Raw genomic sequence first — 18,155 nt, 5'->3', positions numbered from 1 at the left:
CCCTCGGCCAACGGCCGCCTGTCTGCCCTCACTTGATCCTCCCGTACGTCCGTCGTCCAGCGGTGCAGGGGGAGTGCGTGCGCAGGTCTGCCATACTGCGGAGATCCTGTGGCAGTTGGAGACTAGGGCCGAATTTGAATAATAGTCAACAGCGAGGCGCGACCGAGAGATCCCAGGTCCGTCGCTCCGAACTCATCGCAACGGGCCGGAAGTTGTTCGCCGACACCTCGTACGACGCCTTGTCGATGGACGACATCGCCAAGCACGCGGGCGTCGCCAAGGGCCTGATCTACTACTACTTCAAAAGTAAACGCGGCTATTACCTGGCCATCGTCGAGGACTCGGTGGCCGACCTGGTCGCCCGGGCCGCGAGCGACACCGAGCTGCCGCGCGCGGACCGCGTCCGGCGCACGATGGAGGGGTATCTGCTCTACGCCGAGCACCATCAGGCCGCGTACCGCACCATCGTCACCGGCGGCGTCGGCTTCGACACCGAGGTGCAGGCGATACGCGACGCCGTGCGCGCGGAGCTGATCGCGACCATCGCGGAGGGCGCCTACGGCAGACGGGACATCCCCGTGGTCGCGCGGCTCGCGCTGCTCGGCTGGATGGGGTGCGTGGAGAGCGTGACCCTGGAGTGGCTGGGCTCCCTTGAGCCCGGCCGCGAGACCGTGCGGGAACTGCTCGTGCGGATGCTGCGGCAGACGCTGGACACGATCGGCGAGTTCGAACCCACCTGCCCCTCTCCCGAGCCGGGCTGATCCCGGCAGGGGCGGGGCGGCCGGGCCGCGTGGTCCGGCCGCCCCGTGGGACCTGCCCGTTCCTCCGTTCGGCCCATGCTCAACCGTGATCTTGGATCCAGTGACGGGACGCGTCCGATCGGGCATACTCACAGCGCCACGGCCACCAACCTGCGGCTTCCGTGATCCGGGAGGGTAGGTATCGGCTGTCCGGCAGAGTCACCCGGCGGCGCCGCCACACCCTGCGCGCGCGACCGCCGAAGCGCCCGACAGGGAGGAGAGCGCCGCCATGCCCGACCGCGCCCCGCAGCCGGTGGACCGACAGCTGCCCACCGAGGAGGCCCGCGACCTCGTCGCGCTCGTACGCGACATAGTCCAGCGGGAGATCGCTCCGCACGCCGCCGAGCAGGAGGACGCCGGTGCCTTTCCGCGCGAGGTCTTCTCGCTGCTCTCCGAGTCCGGGCTGCTCGGTCTCCCGTACGACTCCGAGTTCGGCGGCGGGGACCAGCCGTACGAGGTGTACCTCCAGGTCCTCGAAGAGCTCGCCGCCGCACGCCTGACCGTCGGCCTCGGCGTCAGCGTCCACTCGCTCGCCTGCCATGCGCTGGCGGGCTACGGCACCAAGGAGCAGCAGGCCGACCATCTGCCCGCCATGCTCGGCGGCGGCCTGCTCGGCGCCTACTGCCTCTCCGAGCCGTCCTCCGGCTCCGACGCGGCCTCGCTGCGCACCAAGGCCGTCAGAGACGGCGACGACTGGGTGATCACCGGCACCAAGGCCTGGATCACGCACGGCGGCATCGCCGACTTCTACACCGTGCTCGCCCGCACCGGCGCCGAGGGCTCCAAGGGCATCACGGCCTTCCTGGTCCCCGGCGACGCCGAGGGCCTGACGGCCGCCGCGCCCGAGAAGAAGATGGGCATGAAGGGCTCGCCCACCGCCCAGCTGCACTTCGACGGCGTACGGGTGCCGGACAGCCGCCGCATCGGCGAGGAGGGCCAGGGCTTCGCCATCGCGCTCTCCGCGCTCGACTCGGGCCGCCTCGGGATCGCCGCCTGTGCCATCGGCGTCGCCCAGGCCGCCCTCGACGAAGCGCTGTCGTACGCGACCGGACGTCAGCAGTTCGGCCGGCCGATCGCCGACTTCCAGGGCCTGCGGTTCATGCTCGCGGACATGGCCACCCAGATCGAGGCGGGCCGGGCGCTGTATCTGGCGGCGGCGCGGCTGCGCGACGCCGGACGGCCGTTCTCGCGGCAGGCCGCGATGGCCAAGCTGTTCTGCACGGACGCGGCGATGAAGGTCACCACCGACGCCGTCCAGGTGCTCGGCGGCTACGGCTACACCGCCGACTTCCCGGTCGAGCGCCTGATGCGCGAGGCCAAGGTCCTCCAGATCGTCGAGGGCACCAACCAGATCCAGCGCATGGTCATCGCCCGCCACCTCGCGGGGCCCGAGACCCGCTGAGCGCCTGTCCTTGAATCCCACCGGGACCGGTCGGCGCGGGTCGACCGGTCCACGGGGGCTTGTTTTTCACGGCTTCTGACGTACCGTCAACTTTCCTGTCGTCCAGGAGGTTAGCCGTGTCCCAGGACCGTCCGATCGCACTCGACGAATACCCGATCCACCAGGTCCCGCTCTCGCTGAAACACGTCGCCACCGGCGACCGCAACGCCTACGACCGCTGCATCTTCCATGTCTTCGACCACCACGGCCGCGCACTGCTGATCGCCGGTCTCGGCGTCTACCCCAACACCGGGGTCATCGACGCCTACGCGACCCTGCGGCTGGGCGAGCGGCTGCACGCCGTACGCGCCTCGGACGCGCTCACCGACGACCGGATGAACCTCTCGGTCGGCCCGCTGCGCATCACCGTCGACGAGCCGCTGCGCCGCCTCACCCTGCACTGCGCCGCCGACCCGGCCGACCCGGACTCACTCTCGTACGAGATCACCTGGCAGGCCGACTTCCCGGCCGTGTGGGAGCCGCACCACGTCCAGCGCCGGGGCGACCGCCTCACCCTGGAGGGGCGCCGGTTCGTGCAGGCGGGCCGCTGTGACGGGGTGATCCGGGTCAGGGGCGAGGAGATACCCGTCAGCTCGGGGGAGTGGACCGGCACCCGGGACCGCAGCTGGGGGGTGCGGCCGATCCCGGGTGAAGAGGCGGGGCGCGGCGAGGAGTACCGGCCCGAGGGGTTCCACTGGCTCTGGGTCCCGGTCCGCTTCGAGGACCGCTTCCTGATGGTGATCGCCCAGGAGGACGCCGACGGCTACCGCACCCTCAGCGAGGCCGTACTCGTCCGCGACGGCCACCCCGACGCCCAACTCGGCTGGCCGCGGGCCGACATCGCGTACCGCCCGGGCACCCGCCACCCCGAACGCGCGGCCGTCCATCTCACCGACGCCGCCGGCAAGCCCCTCGAACTCGGCGTCGAAATCCTCACCTCGTCCCCGCTCGCGATCGGCGCCGGGTATCCGCCCGCCGACGACTGGCAGCACGGCACCTGGCAGGGCCGGGCCTGGACCGACCGGCGGGCCTACGACTTCTCCGATCCGGCCGCGCACCCCATGGCGGCCTACGGGGTCACCGACCACGCCGCCCGCTTCACCCTGGAGGGGCGCACCGGCTACGGCATCTTCGAGCACGGCAGCTTCGGCCGCCACGACCCCAGCGGCTTCACGGACTTCACGTCCGTCGCGCCTTGAGCCCGTACTTCCCACAGGCCCATCCGAGAAGGGAAACGCCATGGCCACGGCGCCACGCCCCCGCACCACCACGCGCGACCCCGACGCGCTCGGCCGCAGGCTCACCGGCTGGCTCGACGCCAGGCTGCCCGGCGCCAAGGTCACCGACGTCCAGGTCCCGTCGTCCAACGGCATGTCGAGCGAGACCCTGCTCTTCGGCCTCGACCACCCGCGTGCGCCGGTGCGCGGCTGCGCCCTGCGGCTGGCCGCCGACCCGGCCGCGTACACCGTCTTCCCCGTCTACGACATGGCCCGCCAGCAGCGCGTGATGCGCCTGGTCGCCGAGCACAGCGATGTGCCGGTGCCGAGGGTGCTGTGGCTGGAAGAGGACCCCACGGCGCTGGGCGCGCCGTTCTTCGTGATGGAGCGCGCGGAGGGGCGCGTGCCGCCGGACGTCATGCCGTACACATACGAGGGGAACTGGCTGCACTCCGCGAGCGACGCCGAGCGGGCGCGCCTCCAGGACGCCACGGTCGATGTCCTCGCCCGGCTGCACGACCAGGTCCCGGCGGAGGCGGCCGCCTTCCTGCTCCCGGAGGGCGACGGCTCACCGCTGCGGCGCCATGTGGCGTCCCAACTCGCGTACTACGCATGGGTGGTTGAGGGGTTGCCCCGCTCGTCCCTCATCGAGTCCGCCTTCTCCTGGCTCGACGCGCACTGGCCCGCCGACGAGGGTCCCTCGGTGCTCTGCTGGGGCGACGCGCGGATCGGGAACATCGTCTACGACGGCTTCGAGCCCGCGGCCGTACTCGACTGGGAGATGGCGGCGTTCGGCCCGCGCGAGCTCGACCTCGGCTGGACCGTCTATCTGCACCGCTTCTTCCAGGATCTGACGGTGGGTTTCGGCCAGCCGGGGCTGCCGGACTTCCTGCGGCGCGCCGACATCGAGGCGCGCTACGCCGAGCTGACCGGGCACACCCCGCGCGCGATGGAGTTCCACACGCTCTACGCCGCCCTGCGGCACGCGATCGTGATGCTCAGGATCGCCTACCGCCAGCTGCACTTCGGCGAGGTCCGGGTCCCCGAGGACCCGGACGCACTGATCCTGCACCGGGCGAGCCTGGAGGCGATGGTGCGCGGAACGTACTGGGAGTGAGGGGGCTCAGGCGGCGGGCCGCATCCCCGGGACGCGCAGCGGGCGCGAGCCCGGGCCGCCGACGTGGGAGAACGGCTGGGTGCGCCAGTCCAGGCCCTGGGGGAGCGTCAGGAGCAGCGCGGTGTCCTGCTCCTGGACGTCCAGGGAGACGTCCGCGGGCCGGCTCTGCGCGGCCGCGCGGCCGGTCCCGGCGCACACGGTGAGGACGAAGGGGTTCCACGGGCTCGGGCACAGTGCGTGCTCCGGCAGCACGGTCTCGTCCGCCAGGAGCGCGATCGGCTGCGCGCAGTCCGGGCAGATCACCCGGTACATCTCCAAGGTGTCGTAGGCGTCCGCCGCCGCCTCGTCGTCGAGTTCGTCCTCGACGATGGGATCGACGGGCTCCGGACCGGTGCGTTCATTCGACACACGTCCGCCACGCTTGATGTTCTGCATTGGGTTCTCCCCCTCGGGTGGGCCGGCATGGGTGCCGTCGCCGCGACCACAGCAAGCAATTCCCGCCATGTCCCCGCCGTAACCGCCCGACCCCGCCACAGACCCTCACAGCCCTGTGGCATTCGTCACATGCCGCCCGCAGGTGCCCCTTCCCGTTGTCGCCGACTGTGCCGGAGGGGACCTGGGGGAATAGGTTGATCCGTATGGAGGAGCTGGACCGTCAGATCGTGGATCTGCTCGTCAAGGACGGGCGGATGAGCTACACCGACCTGGGCAAGGCCACGGGCCTGTCCACCTCGGCGGTGCACCAGCGGGTACGCCGCCTGGAGCAGCGCGGAGTCATCCGCGGCTACGCGGCCGTCGTCGACCCGGAGGCGGTGGGGCTGCCGCTGACCGCGTTCATCTCGGTCAAGCCGTTCGACCCGAGCGCGCCCGACGACATCGCGGACCGCCTGGCGGACGTACCGGAACTGGAGGCGTGCCACAGCGTCGCGGGCGACGAGAACTACATCCTCAAGGTGCGCGTCGCGACCCCCCTGGAGCTGGAGCACCTGCTCACCCGCATCCGCACCCAGGCCGGCGTCTCCACCCGGACGACCGTCGTCCTGTCGACCCCGTACGAGGCACGGCCGCCGCGTATCTAGGCTGTTCCCATGAGTTCCGAGAGCGCCGCCGCCCTGCCGGCCCGAACCGTCGCCCCGCTGCCCGACCGTGAGGGCGAACACCGCACCGTGCTGCTGCGCGGCGGGGACGTCCACAGCCCGGCCGATCCGTTCGCCACCGCCATGGTCGTCGAGCGCGGACATGTCGCCTGGGTCGGCTCGGAGGGCGCGGCCGACGCCTTCGCGTCCGGCGTCGACGAGGTGATCGACCTCGAAGGCGCCCTGGTCACCCCGGCGTTCACCGACGCCCATGTGCACACCACAGCCACTGGCCTGGCGCTCACGGGCCTGGACCTGTCGTCCGCCCGCACCCGCACCGAGGCACTGGCGGCGGTACGGGCGTACGCCGCGAACCGCCCCGACGACGACGTGCTGCTCGGCCACGGCTGGGACGCCGCGCGCTGGCCCGAGCAGACCCCGCCCACCCGCGCCGAGCTCGACGAGGCCACCGGCGGGCGCCCGCTGTACCTGCCGCGCATCGACGTCCACTCCGCCGTCGCCACCACCGCGCTCCTCGACCGCGTCCCGGGCGTCACCGCCCTCGACGGCTTCCACCCGGACGCCCCGCTGACCGCCGCCGCCCACCACGCGGTGCGCGCCGCGGCCCACGCCGCCGTCACCCCGCGCCAGCGCGAGGAGGCCCAGCGGGCCGCGCTGACCCGGGCGGCCTCGCTCGGCATCGGCACGGTCCACGAGTGCGGCGGCCCCGAGATCTCCGACGAGGACGACTTCACCGCGCTCCTGGAGCTGGCCCGGGACGAGGCGGGCCCGCGCGTCTTCGGCTACTGGGCCGACCGCGTCACCGGCCCCAAGGACGCCGACCGCATCCGTGAACTCGGCGCGATCGGCGCGGCCGGCGACCTGTTCGTCGACGGCGCCCTCGGCTCGCACACCGCCTGCCTGCACACCCCGTACGCGGATGCCGCCCACACCGGCACCGCCCACCTGGACGCGGCGGACGTGGCCGCCCATGTGGCAGCCTGCACCGAGGCCGGGCTCCAGGCCGGGTTCCACGCCATCGGGGACGCGGCCGTCACCGCCGTCGTCGAGGGCGTGCGCGCGGCCGCCGCCAAGGTGGGCCTGGCGCGCGTGCGGGCCGCCCGGCACCGCGTCGAGCACGCCGAGATGCTCACCCCCGAGACGATCGCCGCCTTCGCCGAGCTCGGACTCACCGCCTCCGTACAGCCCGCCTTCGACGCGCTGTGGGGCGGCGAGGACGGCATGTACGCCCAGCGCCTGGGCGCCGAGCGGGCCCGCACCCTCAACCCGTACGCGGCCCTGCTGCGCGCCGGGGTGCCGCTCGCCTTCGGCTCCGACTCGCCGGTCACCCCGCTCGACCCGTGGGGCACCGTCCGCGCGGCGGCCTTCCACCGCACCCTCGACCACCGCGTCTCGGTCCGCGCCGCCTTCACCGCCCACACCCGGGGCGGCTGGCGCGCGGTCGGCCGGGACGACGCGGGCACCCTGGTGCCGGGCGCGCCCGCCGACTACGCGGTGTGGCGCACGGGCGAGCTCGTGGTGCAGGCGCCCGACGACCGGGTGGCGCGCTGGTCGACCGACCCGCGCTCGGGCACCCCGGGTCTGCCGGATCTCACGCCGGGTGCGGAGCTGCCCGTCTGTCTGCGCACGGTGGTGTTCGGACAAACGGTCTTCGTCCGGCCGAACGAGTGACGTAAGGGCGATTCGTACGGCCGACAGGCTGCCCTCCCGGCGCCGTCGCCACCTGCGGATCCTCCGTACTGACCTGGGCGTTTCCCTCGACACCGCAGGTCGCGCGACTGTTGACAGGAAGCGGCCACCGGCGGGTAGGTTCGGCCGGGTCCACCACAGGACGTCCGGTCGGCAGAAGGTTTCTGCCGCTCGGGGGATCCCCCCTGCTCCACCGGAGCGCGGGGGAGGGTGCGACCCGGATGGGGCCCGGACGTTCAGTAGACAACGGCTCCAGTTCGGCCCGCAGCCAGCGGGTCCCAGGCCGGCCCGAAGGGCGCCGGGCCCCCATTCCGACACCCCGGGACCTCGCGGTGCACTGCCACCCGGACCGCTCGCTATGGTGGTGCCCTGCGTACGGACAATAAGGGGCAGCAGTGAACGACGGCGGTCAGAGGCGATACGGCCCGCTCGGCAGAGCCTTGGTGATCATCCCGACCTACAACGAGGCGGAGAACATCAAGCCGATCGTCTCCCGCGTCAGAGAGGCGGTCCCCGAGGCCCATGTCCTGATCGCCGACGACAACAGCCCCGACGGCACCGGCAAGATCGCCGACGAGCTGGCCGGCACGGACGATCACGTCCACGTCCTGCACCGCAAGGGCAAGGAGGGCCTGGGCGCCGCCTACCTCGCGGGCTTCCGCTGGGGCCTGGACAAGGGCTACGGCGTCCTCGTGGAGATGGACGCCGACGGCTCGCACCAGCCCGAGGAGCTGCCCCGGCTGCTCACCGCGCTCAAGGGCGCCGACCTGGTCCTCGGCTCGCGCTGGGTGCCGGGCGGCCGGGTGGTGAACTGGCCCAAGTCCCGCGAGTTCCTCTCGCGCGGCGGCTCCACGTACTCCCGACTGCTCCTGGGCGTCCCGATCCGCGACGTCACCGGCGGCTACCGGGCCTTCAGGCGCGAGACCCTGGAAGGACTCGGGCTCGACGAGGTGGCCTCGCAGGGCTACTGCTTCCAGGTCGACCTGGCCCGCCGGGCCGTCGGGGCCGGGTACCACGTGGTCGAGGTGCCGATCACGTTCATGGAGCGCGAGTACGGCGACTCCAAGATGAGCAACGACATCGTGGTCGAGGCGCTGTGGCGGGTCACGGCGTGGGGCGTCGGCTCCCGCGCCAACAAGCTCCTGGGCCGCAAGCCTTCCTGACCCCGGGCGCGAGCCCACCGGGTGCGCTTGTGAGGGCTTCGGTCCCCGGGCCCTGGTCCCCCCTTTACGCCGTCCTGTCATGCTCCCAGGCACACTGGGAGCATGATGACCGGCACACCGCCCCCGACCGCGCCCAAGCGGTCCCGCGCCCGCACCCTGGTCCCGCTGGGGATCGCCGCCTGGCTCCTGGTGGAGATCTGGCTGCTGATGATGGTGGCGAGCGCCGCCGGCGGCCTGACGGTCCTCGCCCTGCTGGTCGGCGGGGCCGTGCTCGGCGGATACGTGATCAAGCGGGCCGGGCGCCGCGCCTTCAGCACCCTCACCGAGCAGCTTCAGCAGCAGCAGTTCGGGGCGCCGAGCCCCGGGCCGCGAGGCGGCAGCGAGGGCAACGCGCTCACCATGCTGGGCGGCCTGCTCCTCATCGTGCCGGGCCTGATGTCCGATGCGCTGGGGCTGCTCTGCCTGGTCCCGCCGGTGCGCAAGGCGGTCGGCCGGTACGCCGAGCGCTCGCTGGAGAAGCGGATGCGCATGGCCGCGCCCGGCAGCCTGGGCGACGCCTTCGCGCAGGCCCGTATGCACCAGCCGGACGGCAAGGTGGTGCAGGGTGAGGTGATCCGCGAGGACGCGGGGCCCGCTTCCCCCGGCGACCGCCACGACCAGGGTTCCCGTCCGCCGCTGACGCCCTGAGACGAGTCGGCCGACGCCCTGACAGACGAGTGGGCCGACGCCGTGGAAAACGTCGGAAAACGTTGAGGGCCGGTCACACCGAAACGGTGTGACCGGCCCTCAACTCACAGGTCCGCCGAAGCGCTTGCGCGCCTACGCGGACTTACGGCTGTCGCGCGGATGCACGGCAATGTTCATGGCGCCGGAACGGAGAACCTCCAGCCTCTCGGCCAGAACCTCCTCCAGCTCCTCACGGGTGCGCCGCTCCATGAGCATGTCCCAGTGCGTACGTGCGGGCTTGCCCTTCTTCTCCTCGGGACCTTCGCCGTCCACCAGGAGTGCCATGGCGCCACACGCCTTGCACTCCCACTCCGGCGGGATGTCCGCCTCCACCGAGAACGGCATCTCAAATCGATGTCCGTTCTCGCATGCGTACTCCACCGCCTGGCGCGGGGCCAGATCGATGCCGCGGTCGGTCTCGTAGCTGGTCACCACGAGGCGCGTGCCGCGAAGAGCTCGCTCACTCATGAATCGTGCCTCCCGGGCTTGTCGCCCACAGGACAGGTGTCGCTGTCGTCGTCATCCGGTCAACGTCCGGTCGGCGTTAAAGATTCCCGTTGCGGGTCATGTGTCGCCGTCGTGCCGCCCCTTGTTGTACCCACCAGTGCCCGGTTTGTCACATCTGGCAGCAGATGTCACCCAGCGTCTTCACTACTTGAGCACGCAGTAACGGTCCGCCTGGCAGGCCAAAGGCGTACACTACCGGCCTTTCACTTCAACGTCTAAATCCGCGCCGGAACAGGGTTCCCGGCGGCCTCGATGGCGGCCCGCACCGGCACCCGGGCGAGCAGGACGAAACCGACGCCGAAGAACAGTACGAGAGAGATGATCGCATCCCGGTAGCTCCCGGTCAGCTGGTACGCGAGGCCGAACACCAGTGGCCCCAGCCAGCTCAGTCCACGGTCGCTCATCTCGTAGGCCGAGAAGTATTCGGCCTCCTTGCCGCTGGGCACCAGGTGTGAGAAAAGCGACCGCGACAGCGCCTGGCTGCCGCCGAGCACGGTCCCGATGGCGCCCGCCAGAAGGAAGAAGAGCACGGGCGAGTGCGCGGGCAGGAAGAATCCGGTGCCCAGGATGACCGCCCACACCGCGAGCGAGCCCATGATGGTGCGCTTGGCGCCGTACGCCTGGGCGAGGCGGCCCATCCCGAGCGCCCCCGCCACCGCGAGGACCTGGACCAGCAGCACGGCGACGATCAGCGTGTTCTGGCCGAGCCCCAGCTCCTCGGAGCCGTAGAGCGAGGCCTGCGAGATCACCGTCTGCACGCCGTCGTTGTAGATCAGATACGCGAAGAGGAACGCCAGGGTCAGCGGACGCGCGCGCATGTCGCGCAGCGTCGAGATCAGCTGCCGCCACCCGGCGCCGACCCGGCCCTCGGCGGGCGTGTGCCCAGCGGGCACTCCCCGGTCGCGCAGCGTCCGCAGCGGTACGAGCGTGAAGGCGCCCCACCACAGACCCGCCGAGGCGAGACAGATCCGTACGGCCGCGCCCTCGGAGAGTCCGAAGCTGTCGTGGCCCGAGTAGAGGATCAGGTTCAGCACCAGGACCGAGGCGCCGGCGGTGTAGCCGAAGGCCCAGCCGCGCGAGGAGACCTGGTCGCGCTCCTCGGGACCGGCGATCTGCGGCAGATAGGCGTTGTAGAGCACCATCGAGACCGAAAGCGAGGCATTGGCGACGATCAGCAGCACCGCGCCGAGCAGATAGCGGTGGCCGTCCAGGAAGAACATGCCCGTGGTCGCCGCCGCCCCGGTGTACGCGGCCGCCGCGAGCAGCGGCTTCTTGCGGCCCGTACGGTCCGCGGCCGCGCCCACCATCGGCATGAGGATCACCGCGAGGATCACCGAGGCCGACACCGCGTACGCGAAGAGCGAACCGGCGCGGACCGGGACGCCCAGCGGGTGGACGAAGCCGTCCGCGTCGGCGGCGTCCTTGGCGATCGCGGTGAGATACGGACCGAGGAACACGGTCAGTACGGTCGTGGAGTAGACCGAACACGCGAAGTCGTAGAAATACCAGCCGCGTTGCTCGCGGCGGCGGTCGGTGTCCGGCGCCGCCTCGGCGGCCCGGCCCATGGTCTCGGCGGTCAAACCCGCGCCCTCTCGCTTGTCCCCGTCGGGCGCGCGCGGGGTGTCAGAACCAGACTCCCCGGTCGGTCAGTACCTTGCGCAGCGTCTCCAGATGATCGGTCATGATGCCATCGACCCCGAGATCCAGGAGTTTCGTCATCCGATCGGGATCATTGATTGTCCATACGTGTACCTGCAGGCCCAGGGCGTGCGCGGTCCGTACGAAGCGGCGGTCGACCACCTTGATCCCGTACTGGGACTCGGGCACCTGCGCGCACACCGCGCCCCGCCGCAGCGGCGCGGGCACACCGAAGGAGCGCAGCCGCAGGGCGGTCACGCCGCGTACGCCGTACGAGGTCGCCAGGCGCGGGCCCGCCAGTTGCTGCGCGCGGGCGACGCGCGCCTCCGAGAACGAGCCCACGCACACCCGGTCCCAGGAATCGGTGCGGCGGATCAGCTCGACGAGCGGGACGAGCGCGGAGCCGGTCTTCAGGTCGACGTTCCAGCGGGCGTCCGGGAACGCGTCGAGCAGGTCCTCGAAGAGCGGCAGCGGCTCGCGGCCCGCCACCCGCGCCTGGCTGACCTCGGCCCAGGGCAGATCGGCGATCCTGCCGACCGCGTCCGTGACCCGGTCCAGGGTGGCGTCGTGGAAGGCGACCAGGCGGCCGTCGACGGTGGTGTGCACGTCGGTCTCGAAGTAGCGGAAACCGGCCGCCGCCGCCCGTGCGAAGGCGGCGGCGGTGTTCTCGATGCCGTCCGCCGCCCCGCCCCGGTGGGCGAAGGGGATCGGCGTCGGGTGGTCGAGGTAGGGGTGGCGTACGCGAGTCACCCGGGCAGTATCGCCCGCTCCGGTGTCGGCGCCGTGACGACCACCGGTTGCGTGGGCTGCTCGGGAACGGCGAACAGGCGCAGGAAGAACTGGGCGAGCGGGCCGATGGCCAGGGCGTACGCGACCGTGCCGACGCCGACCGTGCCGCCGAGCAGGAAGCCGGTCGCCACGACGACGACCTCGATCGAGGTACGCACCAGCCGGATGGAGCCACCCGTCGCCCGGTGCAGCCCGGTCATCAGACCGTCGCGCGGGCCGGGGCCGAACCGGGCCGCGATGTACAGACCGGTCGCCCCGCCGTTCAGGACGATGCCCGCGACCATCATCGAGATCTCGGCGGGCAGGCCGTGCATGTCCGGTACGAGGGACAGGGTGGCGTCCATCGCGAGGCCGATGGCGAACACATTGGAGACCGTGCCGAGGCCGGGCCGCTGCCGGATCGGGATCCACAGCAGCAGGACAAGCGCGCCGATGACGATCGAGACGGTCCCCATGCTGAGCCCGGCGCGCTCGGCGACCCCCTGGTTCAGCACGCCCCACGGTTCGAGCCCGAGACCGCAGCGCACCATCAGCGCGGCGCTGATGCCGTACAGCGCCAGGCCGACGTAGAGCTGAAGCAGCCTCCGGGTGAGATGCGTGGACACGTGAATGCCCCCCTGTCTGGTGGTAGTGGACCGACTCGTGACACTCTGTGGCTGGGAAACCCATCCCAACCATGGCCAATTCGGGGAAGGTGGACTGACTTCCATGGCGCAGTGGACCTCGGCGGTCGGGCCGGCACAGCTCGCCCGTCAGCTCAACGCACAGCAGCCCCGCCCGGCGGGCACGGGCGCGCGCAAGCCGCCCGCCTACCGGGCACTCGCCGACGGGATCCGGCTCCTGGTCCTGGAGGGCCGGGTTCCGGTGGCCGCGAGGCTGCCCGCCGAGCGTGAGCTCGCCCTCGCGCTCTCGGTGAGCCGCACCACCGTCGCCGCCGCCTATGAGGCGCTGCGCTCCGAGGGGTTCCTGGAGTCCCGCCGGGGCGCCGGCAGCTGGACCGCGGTCCCGGCGGGCAATCCGCTGCCCGCGCGCGGCCTGGAACCGCTGCCGCCGGAGTCACTGGGTTCGATGATCGACCTGGGCTGCGCGGCGCTGCCCGCGCCCGAGCCGTGGCTGACCCGCGCGGTCCAGGGCGCCCTGGAGGAGCTGCCGCCGTACGCGCACACGCACGGCGACTACCCGGCCGGGCTGCCCGCGCTGCGGCAGAGGCTCGCGGACCGCTACACCGCGCGCGGCATCCCGACGATGCCCGAGCAGATCATGGTCACCACCGGCGCGATGGGCGCCATCGACGCCATCTGCCATCTCTTCGCCGGGCGCGGCGAGCGGATCGCCGTCGAGTCGCCCTCGTACGCCAACATCCTCCAGCTGATGCGCGAGGCCGGGGCCCGGCTCGTGCCGGTCGCCATGGCCGAGGGCCTGAGCGGCTGGGACCTGCCCCGCTGGCGGCAGGTGCTGCGGGACTCCGCGCCCCGGCTCGCCTATGTCGTCGCGGACTTCCACAACCCGACCGGGGCGCTCGCCGACGAGGACCAGCGCCGCGCCCTGGTCGACGCGGCCCGTTCGGCCGGCACGGTGCTCGTCGTCGACGAGACCATGTCGGAGCTGTGGCTGGACGAGGTCGACATGCCGCGCCCGGTCTGCGCGTTCGACCCGGCGGGCTCGACCGTGCTCACCGTCGGCTCGGCGAGCAAGGCGTTCTGGGCGGGCATGCGCATCGGCTGGGTGCGCGCGGCCCCCGACGTCATCCGCTCCCTGGTCGCGGCACGTGCCTACGCCGACCTCGGCACGCCCGTCCTGGAACAGCTCGCCGTCAACTGGCTGATGGCGACGGGTGGTTGGGAGCAGGCGGTCGACCTGCGCCGCGCGCAGGCCCGGGAGAACCGTGACGCGCTGGTCGCGGCGGTGCGCCGGGAGCTGCCGGAGTGGGAGTTCGACGTGCCGGTGGGCGGCCTCACGCTCTGGGTGCGCACCGGCGGGGTGTCGGGCTCGCGCCTCGCGGAGGTGGGGGAGCGGGTCGGCGTACGCGTCCCGTCCGGCCCCCGGTTCGGCGTGGACGGCGCCTTCGAGGGGTATGTACGGCTGCCGTTCACGGTGAGCGGGCCGGTCGCGGACGAAGCGGCCGCGCGGCTCGCGGCGGCGGCGCGGCTGGTGGAGAAGGGCGCGAGCAACGGGGGCGAGTCGCCGCGTACGTTCGTGGCGTGAGGCTGTCGGCCGGGGTCCTTCGGCAGGAGGGGCGCCCGGCCGTGTGCCTCAGCCCTCCGCCGGTACGGCCTCCTGCTCGCGGGGCACCGCCTCGACCGGAAGATCCCGCTCCGGCAGCAGCTCCAGGACGGCCTGGCGGTGCGCCTCGCTCGTCGCGTCGTCGTACGGGTCCGGGGTCGCCGGGACCTGGAGGCGCAGGACCGGGCCGGTGCCCAGGCGCGCGTAGCCGCGGCCGGGCGGCACGGCCGCGGTCGGCGTGGTGTGCGGCGGAGCGCCGAGCACCGACTCGGCCCGGTCCGTGGTGCACGGGCCGAGCACGACCCGCGCGCGCGTGTGCGTGCGTACCGGCTCGGACAGCGCCTCCAGGCTGTCGAACTGCTCGGCGACCACCACCGTCACACCCGCCGCGCGCCCGTGCCGCAGCGGGGTCTGGAGCAGCTGCTGCGGGTCGGGGCGGCCGTCGGCGGCCGCGAGATGACCGAAGACGCTGGGCCGGTCGAGCAGGATCCACAGCGGCCGCTTGATGTCGTCGGGGGTCGGGTGGCCGGCCTGGCGGGCGCGGTTGGCGGAAATGAGCCGGCGCTCGGTCTCGTGCGCGGCCCACTCCAGGGTGGCGAGCGCCCCCGCGAGCCCGCACTCCACGGCGAGCACTCCCGTACGCCCGGTCAGACACGCGTACTCACCGGTGCCGCTGCCCTCGACCACGAGCACGTCACCGTGCTGGAGCGCCTGGAGGGCGATGGAGCGCAGCAACGTCGTCGTGCCGCTGCCCGGTTCGCCCACGGCCAGCAGATGCGGTTCGGTGGAGCGTGGGCCGGTGCGCCACACGACCGGCGGCGCGTCCCGCCCCTCCTCGCCGTCGAGGACCGGCACGGTCCGCTGCACCGCGTCGGCGTCGGTGAAGCCGAGGACGGTCTCGCCCAGGCCGACCACGAAGTGCTGGGCGGCGATCGAGGTGGAGAGCGCGTCCAGAACGCGCATGACCAGCTGGTTGCCCTCCTCGTCCCACTCGAACCGGTACTCCCGGCCGCGTCCCGACTTGGCGTGCAGCAGCTGCTCGATCCGGGCGCGGCAGTCGGGCTCGCCGTCCATGAAGTACGCGGGGTAGCGGATCACGAGGTGGGTGACCCGGCCCGCGCCGTCGAACGCGTACTCACTGAAGGCCGCCGTCCACTCGCCGCCGTGGGCGAAGAGCGGAGTGGGGTCCTCCGGTACCGAGAAGTAGGGCACCAGAGCCTCGTAGAGGGCCTTCAGACGGCCCAGCTCCGCGTCGTCGGGCCCCGTCTTCACCGGGGTGCGTTCGCGGCCCTGCCAGGCGGCCGCGGCCATCACCGTGATCAGGGCGAGCAGCGGCCCGTACGGGATGAGCGCGACCACCAGGACGACGGCCGCCACCAGGAACAGCGCGGGACCACGCCGATCCTTGGGCGTGGCGGCCCACCGGCCCCGCAGTCCGGCGGCGATCCGTCGCAGGCCGCGGCTGATCGTGATGAGCGGATGGAGGACGTCGGTGGCGCTGTCGGCGGCCGTGCGCGCGATCTCGCGGCTGCGGGCGATCGGGACGCTGGTGCTGCTCAGAATGCGGGGAAGCGGTCGCCGGGCCACGTCGGTCTCCTGTGGGGGTGATGGGGACTGCGGCAGGTCAGAACTTGATCCCGCCCAGCAGGCTCGCGAGGCTCTGGCCCCCGGCCTTGATGCTCGGGGCGATGGCCGTGCCCGCGAGGTAGAAGCCGAACAGCGAGCAGACCAGGGCGTGCGACGGCTTGAGGCCGTCCTTCTTGAAGAAGAGGAAGGTGATGATGCCCAGCAGGACGACGCCGGAGATGGACAGGATCATGAGGAGATCTCCTGGTAGAGGGGGACAGTCACCATGAGTTCTTCCAGGATCACAGGAAGTATCTATGTGATAAAAGCTGCAATCGAGTGAAATTCTGCGATTTTCACTGGAGTGGCGGATACGGAACGGGGTCGGGAGCGGGACACTGTGCGGCCGCCGGGGCGAGTGGGCGTCACTCGCGGTGAGCTCTGCCCCGGGCGGGCCGGGTCATGTGCTCCGGCGGGCAGTACCCTGTCGATTCACTCGTACGGCGCCGGTGCCGTACGGGCCAGGTCACAGGCGCCCCGAGCGGTGCCGCAGCGGTGTGAAAGGCGGTCCGTCCGATGAGCGATGCCCTCGATCCCGAGGTGGTCGAGCTGGCGACCAAGATCTTCGATCTGGCGCGCCGGGGCGACAGCGAGGCGCTCGCCGCGTACGTCGACGCCGGGGTCTCGCCCAACCTCACCAACGAGAAGGGCGACACGCTCGTCATGCTCGCCGCCTACCACGGGCACGCTCAGGCGGTGTCCGCGCTCCTCGCGCGCGGTGCCGAGGCCGACCGCCCCAACGACCGAGGCCAGACCCCGCTCGCGGGTGCGGTCTTCAAGGGCGAGCAGGCGGTGATCGAGGCCCTGCTCGCGGGCGGAGCCGATCCTTCCGCCGGGACACCGTCCGCGCTGGATACCGCACGCATGTTCGGCAAGGCCGAACTGCTCGCACTGTTCGGCGAACGCTGAGGTTTGCGCCGGGTGCCCCCTGCGTACCTGGTGAGAGGGGCTCGTAAATGTGGTCGCGGTGGCGAAATGCCTGGGTCATCATGACGACGAGCCCCTACATCCGGGGCAGGGTCCTTACATCGGGGGCCACGACGAGAGGCAGGAAGATGGTCCACAACAAGCGGAAGACGGCGGACGGCCGAACATGTTGGCGCGCGGCCTACTAGGGCACGGCACGAATCCCGGTTGCGTCGACAGCTTGATGTGAGGCTATTTCCATGTTCGATCCAGTCATAGCGCCGAGCGGTACGCTGCTCGGCCTGCTGCAGAGGGGCCGCGGCGACGGCACCCTGCACGCGCTCGCCGCCCCGCGCCCAGAAGCCCTGGCGGCCCTGAACCACTGTGTACTGAGCGACCCCCGCCACGACTGGCAGGTGGAGAACCGCTCCCTGTACTACGCGCGCCTCTACCTGGATCTCGACGGCGGACTCGACGAGATCGAGGCCCATCTGTTCAGTACGGATGACGTCCTGGACGGCGACGAGCACCGCACCGGGCTCGCCCTCGCGGTCCTGGGCCACCTCGCCTCCTACGGCAGGGACGACGCGCTCCTGCTGCTGCGCCGGTACGCTGTGCACGGCGCCAACTGGGGCTGGGCGCTCGACGAGCTCGCGCTGCGCGACGACGACGCCGGGCTGCGCGCCCTCGCCGACTCCGTCCTCGCCCGCTTCCCCAGCACCCCCGAGGGCGACGCCGAACTCGCGGCCACCGTCCGCGACGCCTTCGAGCCCCGGCCCTGGCGGCTGTGGGCCGAGGACATGCGGGACGCGGTGGGCGCGCGCGTGCGCGCCGCCCAGGAAGCCGGGTCCTTCGACCGCTGGCAGCGCCAGATGCGGCCGTCCGGACCCCGCCCCGGCTGGAGCGTCGCGGCGGTCCTGCACTGGGCCGAGGAGGGCCGCGAGCGCGGCGCCGACCTGTCGCTGCCCGCCGCCCGCTGCCTGGGCGCGGTGGCCGGACCCGACGACCGCGAGGCGATCGTCGAAGCGGCCGGCACCGGCTCCGACGGCGCCCGCTGCGCCGCCCTGCACTACCTCGCCGAGTCGCGCGACGCCCGCGTCCTGGACCTGGTCGAAGCCGCCGTGAGCACCGGTTCACCGACCGTCGCCGAGGCCGCCGTCCAGGCCTTCGAGCGGATGTGCGGGCCCGAGGCCGTGGACCGCGCGCGCGGCTGGGT

18 protein-coding genes are annotated in these 18,155 nt (G+C 72.2%); 11 read left to right on the top strand and 7 right to left on the bottom strand.

Annotated features, from left to right (window positions below; all coding sequences use genetic code 11):
- Positions 1 to 134: 134 nt before the first annotated feature.
- From BG418_RS18830 to BG418_RS18815, 4 genes are all read left to right on the top strand, one after another.
- Positions 135 to 761, top strand: a complete 627-nt coding sequence (locus BG418_RS18830; protein WP_188275076.1) for a TetR/AcrR family transcriptional regulator — start codon at positions 135 to 137, stop codon at positions 759 to 761.
- 268 nt (positions 762 to 1,029) lie between these two features.
- On the top strand, positions 1,030 to 2,202 hold the full coding sequence (locus tag BG418_RS18825) for an acyl-CoA dehydrogenase family protein (RefSeq protein ID WP_188275075.1): 1,173 nt from the start codon (positions 1,030 to 1,032) through the stop codon (positions 2,200 to 2,202).
- A 116-nt stretch (positions 2,203 to 2,318) separates the two neighbouring features.
- Complete coding sequence (locus BG418_RS18820) at positions 2,319 to 3,440, top strand: hypothetical protein (RefSeq protein ID WP_188275074.1); 1,122 nt, start codon at positions 2,319 to 2,321, stop codon at positions 3,438 to 3,440.
- A 40-nt stretch (positions 3,441 to 3,480) separates the two neighbouring features.
- Positions 3,481 to 4,575 carry a phosphotransferase family protein gene (locus tag BG418_RS18815; protein WP_188275073.1) on the top strand — a complete coding sequence of 365 codons (1,095 nt, stop codon included), beginning with the start codon at positions 3,481 to 3,483 and terminating at the stop codon, positions 4,573 to 4,575.
- 6 nt (positions 4,576 to 4,581) lie between these two features.
- Here BG418_RS18815 and BG418_RS18810 read toward each other — a convergent pair whose 3' ends face one another.
- The gene (locus tag BG418_RS18810; RefSeq protein ID WP_188275072.1) at positions 4,582 to 5,010 is read right to left on the bottom strand and encodes a hypothetical protein; all 429 of its coding nucleotides are present in this window, start codon (positions 5,008 to 5,010) and stop codon (positions 4,582 to 4,584) included.
- A gap of 203 nt (positions 5,011 to 5,213) precedes the next feature.
- Here BG418_RS18810 and BG418_RS18805 point away from each other — a divergent pair, with 203 nt between their 5' ends.
- The 4 genes from BG418_RS18805 (at position 5,214) to fxsA (ending at position 9,211) form a co-directional block, all read left to right on the top strand.
- Positions 5,214 to 5,654: an Lrp/AsnC family transcriptional regulator gene (locus BG418_RS18805; protein ID WP_188275071.1), complete on the top strand. Its 441-nt coding sequence runs from the start codon at positions 5,214 to 5,216 to the stop codon at positions 5,652 to 5,654.
- Between the two features lie 9 nt (positions 5,655 to 5,663).
- The gene (locus BG418_RS18800) at positions 5,664 to 7,343 is read left to right on the top strand and encodes an amidohydrolase (protein WP_188275070.1); all 1,680 of its coding nucleotides are present in this window, start codon (positions 5,664 to 5,666) and stop codon (positions 7,341 to 7,343) included.
- 413 nt (positions 7,344 to 7,756) lie between these two features.
- The gene (locus tag BG418_RS18795; RefSeq protein WP_188275069.1) at positions 7,757 to 8,524 is read left to right on the top strand and encodes a polyprenol monophosphomannose synthase; all 768 of its coding nucleotides are present in this window, start codon (positions 7,757 to 7,759) and stop codon (positions 8,522 to 8,524) included.
- A 102-nt stretch (positions 8,525 to 8,626) separates the two neighbouring features.
- Positions 8,627 to 9,211, top strand: coding sequence for an FxsA family membrane protein (fxsA, locus tag BG418_RS18790; RefSeq protein WP_188275068.1), 585 nt, complete (start codon positions 8,627 to 8,629; stop codon positions 9,209 to 9,211).
- 132 nt (positions 9,212 to 9,343) lie between these two features.
- Here the strand turns inward: fxsA and BG418_RS18785 are convergent, their stop codons facing one another.
- The 4 genes from BG418_RS18785 to BG418_RS18770 form a co-directional block, all read right to left on the bottom strand.
- A complete protein-coding gene (locus tag BG418_RS18785) occupies positions 9,344 to 9,718 on the bottom strand; it encodes an RNA polymerase-binding protein RbpA (protein WP_067155573.1) in 375 nt (124 codons plus the stop codon).
- Positions 9,719 to 9,972: 254 nt separating this feature from the next.
- Positions 9,973 to 11,322 (bottom strand): MFS transporter, encoded by a 1,350-nt coding sequence (locus BG418_RS18780; RefSeq protein WP_188275117.1) that lies wholly within the window; start codon positions 11,320 to 11,322, stop codon positions 9,973 to 9,975.
- A 58-nt stretch (positions 11,323 to 11,380) separates the two neighbouring features.
- Positions 11,381 to 12,145 carry a glycerophosphodiester phosphodiesterase gene (locus tag BG418_RS18775; protein WP_188275067.1) on the bottom strand — a complete coding sequence of 255 codons (765 nt, stop codon included), beginning with the start codon at positions 12,143 to 12,145 and terminating at the stop codon, positions 11,381 to 11,383.
- The gene (locus tag BG418_RS18770) at positions 12,142 to 12,894 is read right to left on the bottom strand and encodes a YitT family protein (protein WP_223185087.1); all 753 of its coding nucleotides are present in this window, start codon (positions 12,892 to 12,894) and stop codon (positions 12,142 to 12,144) included. Before BG418_RS18770 ends, BG418_RS18775 begins: the two co-directional genes overlap by 4 nt.
- Here BG418_RS18770 and BG418_RS18765 point away from each other — a divergent pair.
- Positions 12,893 to 14,389, top strand: a complete 1,497-nt coding sequence (locus BG418_RS18765) for a PLP-dependent aminotransferase family protein (RefSeq protein ID WP_188275066.1) — start codon at positions 12,893 to 12,895, stop codon at positions 14,387 to 14,389. The two genes, BG418_RS18770 and BG418_RS18765, sit on opposite strands and share 2 nt — an antisense overlap.
- Before the next feature lie 48 nt (positions 14,390 to 14,437).
- On the opposite strand, the gene BG418_RS18760 is transcribed toward BG418_RS18765, so the two are convergent.
- Positions 14,438 to 15,994 (bottom strand): hypothetical protein, encoded by a 1,557-nt coding sequence (locus BG418_RS18760; RefSeq protein ID WP_188275065.1) that lies wholly within the window; start codon positions 15,992 to 15,994, stop codon positions 14,438 to 14,440.
- 37 nt (positions 15,995 to 16,031) lie between these two features.
- Positions 16,032 to 16,226 (bottom strand): hypothetical protein, encoded by a 195-nt coding sequence (locus BG418_RS18755; protein ID WP_188275064.1) that lies wholly within the window; start codon positions 16,224 to 16,226, stop codon positions 16,032 to 16,034.
- 323 nt (positions 16,227 to 16,549) lie between these two features.
- On the opposite strand from BG418_RS18755, the gene BG418_RS18750 reads away from it, so the two are divergent.
- A complete protein-coding gene (locus BG418_RS18750; protein ID WP_188275063.1) occupies positions 16,550 to 16,942 on the top strand; it encodes an ankyrin repeat domain-containing protein in 393 nt (130 codons plus the stop codon).
- 257 nt (positions 16,943 to 17,199) lie between these two features.
- Positions 17,200 to 18,155: HEAT repeat domain-containing protein (locus BG418_RS18745; RefSeq protein WP_188275062.1), on the top strand; the 956-nt coding region annotated here is incomplete at its 3' end.

Source organism: Streptomyces sp. CBMA152 (assembly GCF_014596475.1).
GTDB lineage: Bacteria > Actinomycetota > Actinomycetes > Streptomycetales > Streptomycetaceae > Streptomyces.
The sequence above is the reverse complement of the archived record's forward strand: the minus strand, read 5'-3'. Positions and strand labels throughout refer to the sequence as shown.

Bases quoted from the DNA above. Each gene is read 5' to 3' on its own strand.
- BG418_RS18825 (WP_188275075.1), top strand. From the start codon at position 1,030: ATGCCCGACCGCGCCCCGCAGCCGGTGGACCGACAGCTGCCCACCGAG.
- BG418_RS18815 (WP_188275073.1), top strand. From the start codon at position 3,481: ATGGCCACGGCGCCACGCCCCCGCACCACCACGCGCGACCCCGACGCG.
- BG418_RS18810 (WP_188275072.1), bottom strand. From the start codon at position 5,010: ATGCAGAACATCAAGCGTGGCGGACGTGTGTCGAATGAACGCACCGGT.
- BG418_RS18805 (WP_188275071.1), top strand. From the start codon at position 5,214: ATGGAGGAGCTGGACCGTCAGATCGTGGATCTGCTCGTCAAGGACGGG.
- BG418_RS18800 (WP_188275070.1), top strand. From the start codon at position 5,664: ATGAGTTCCGAGAGCGCCGCCGCCCTGCCGGCCCGAACCGTCGCCCCG.
- fxsA (WP_188275068.1), top strand. From the start codon at position 8,627: ATGATGACCGGCACACCGCCCCCGACCGCGCCCAAGCGGTCCCGCGCC.
- BG418_RS18785 (WP_067155573.1), bottom strand. From the start codon at position 9,718: ATGAGTGAGCGAGCTCTTCGCGGCACGCGCCTCGTGGTGACCAGCTAC.
- BG418_RS18780 (WP_188275117.1), bottom strand. From the start codon at position 11,322: ATGGGCCGGGCCGCCGAGGCGGCGCCGGACACCGACCGCCGCCGCGAG.
- BG418_RS18765 (WP_188275066.1), top strand. From the start codon at position 12,893: ATGGCGCAGTGGACCTCGGCGGTCGGGCCGGCACAGCTCGCCCGTCAG.
- BG418_RS18770 (WP_223185087.1), bottom strand. From the start codon at position 12,894: ATGGAAGTCAGTCCACCTTCCCCGAATTGGCCATGGTTGGGATGGGTT.
- BG418_RS18755 (WP_188275064.1), bottom strand. From the start codon at position 16,226: ATGATCCTGTCCATCTCCGGCGTCGTCCTGCTGGGCATCATCACCTTC.
- BG418_RS18750 (WP_188275063.1), top strand. From the start codon at position 16,550: ATGAGCGATGCCCTCGATCCCGAGGTGGTCGAGCTGGCGACCAAGATC.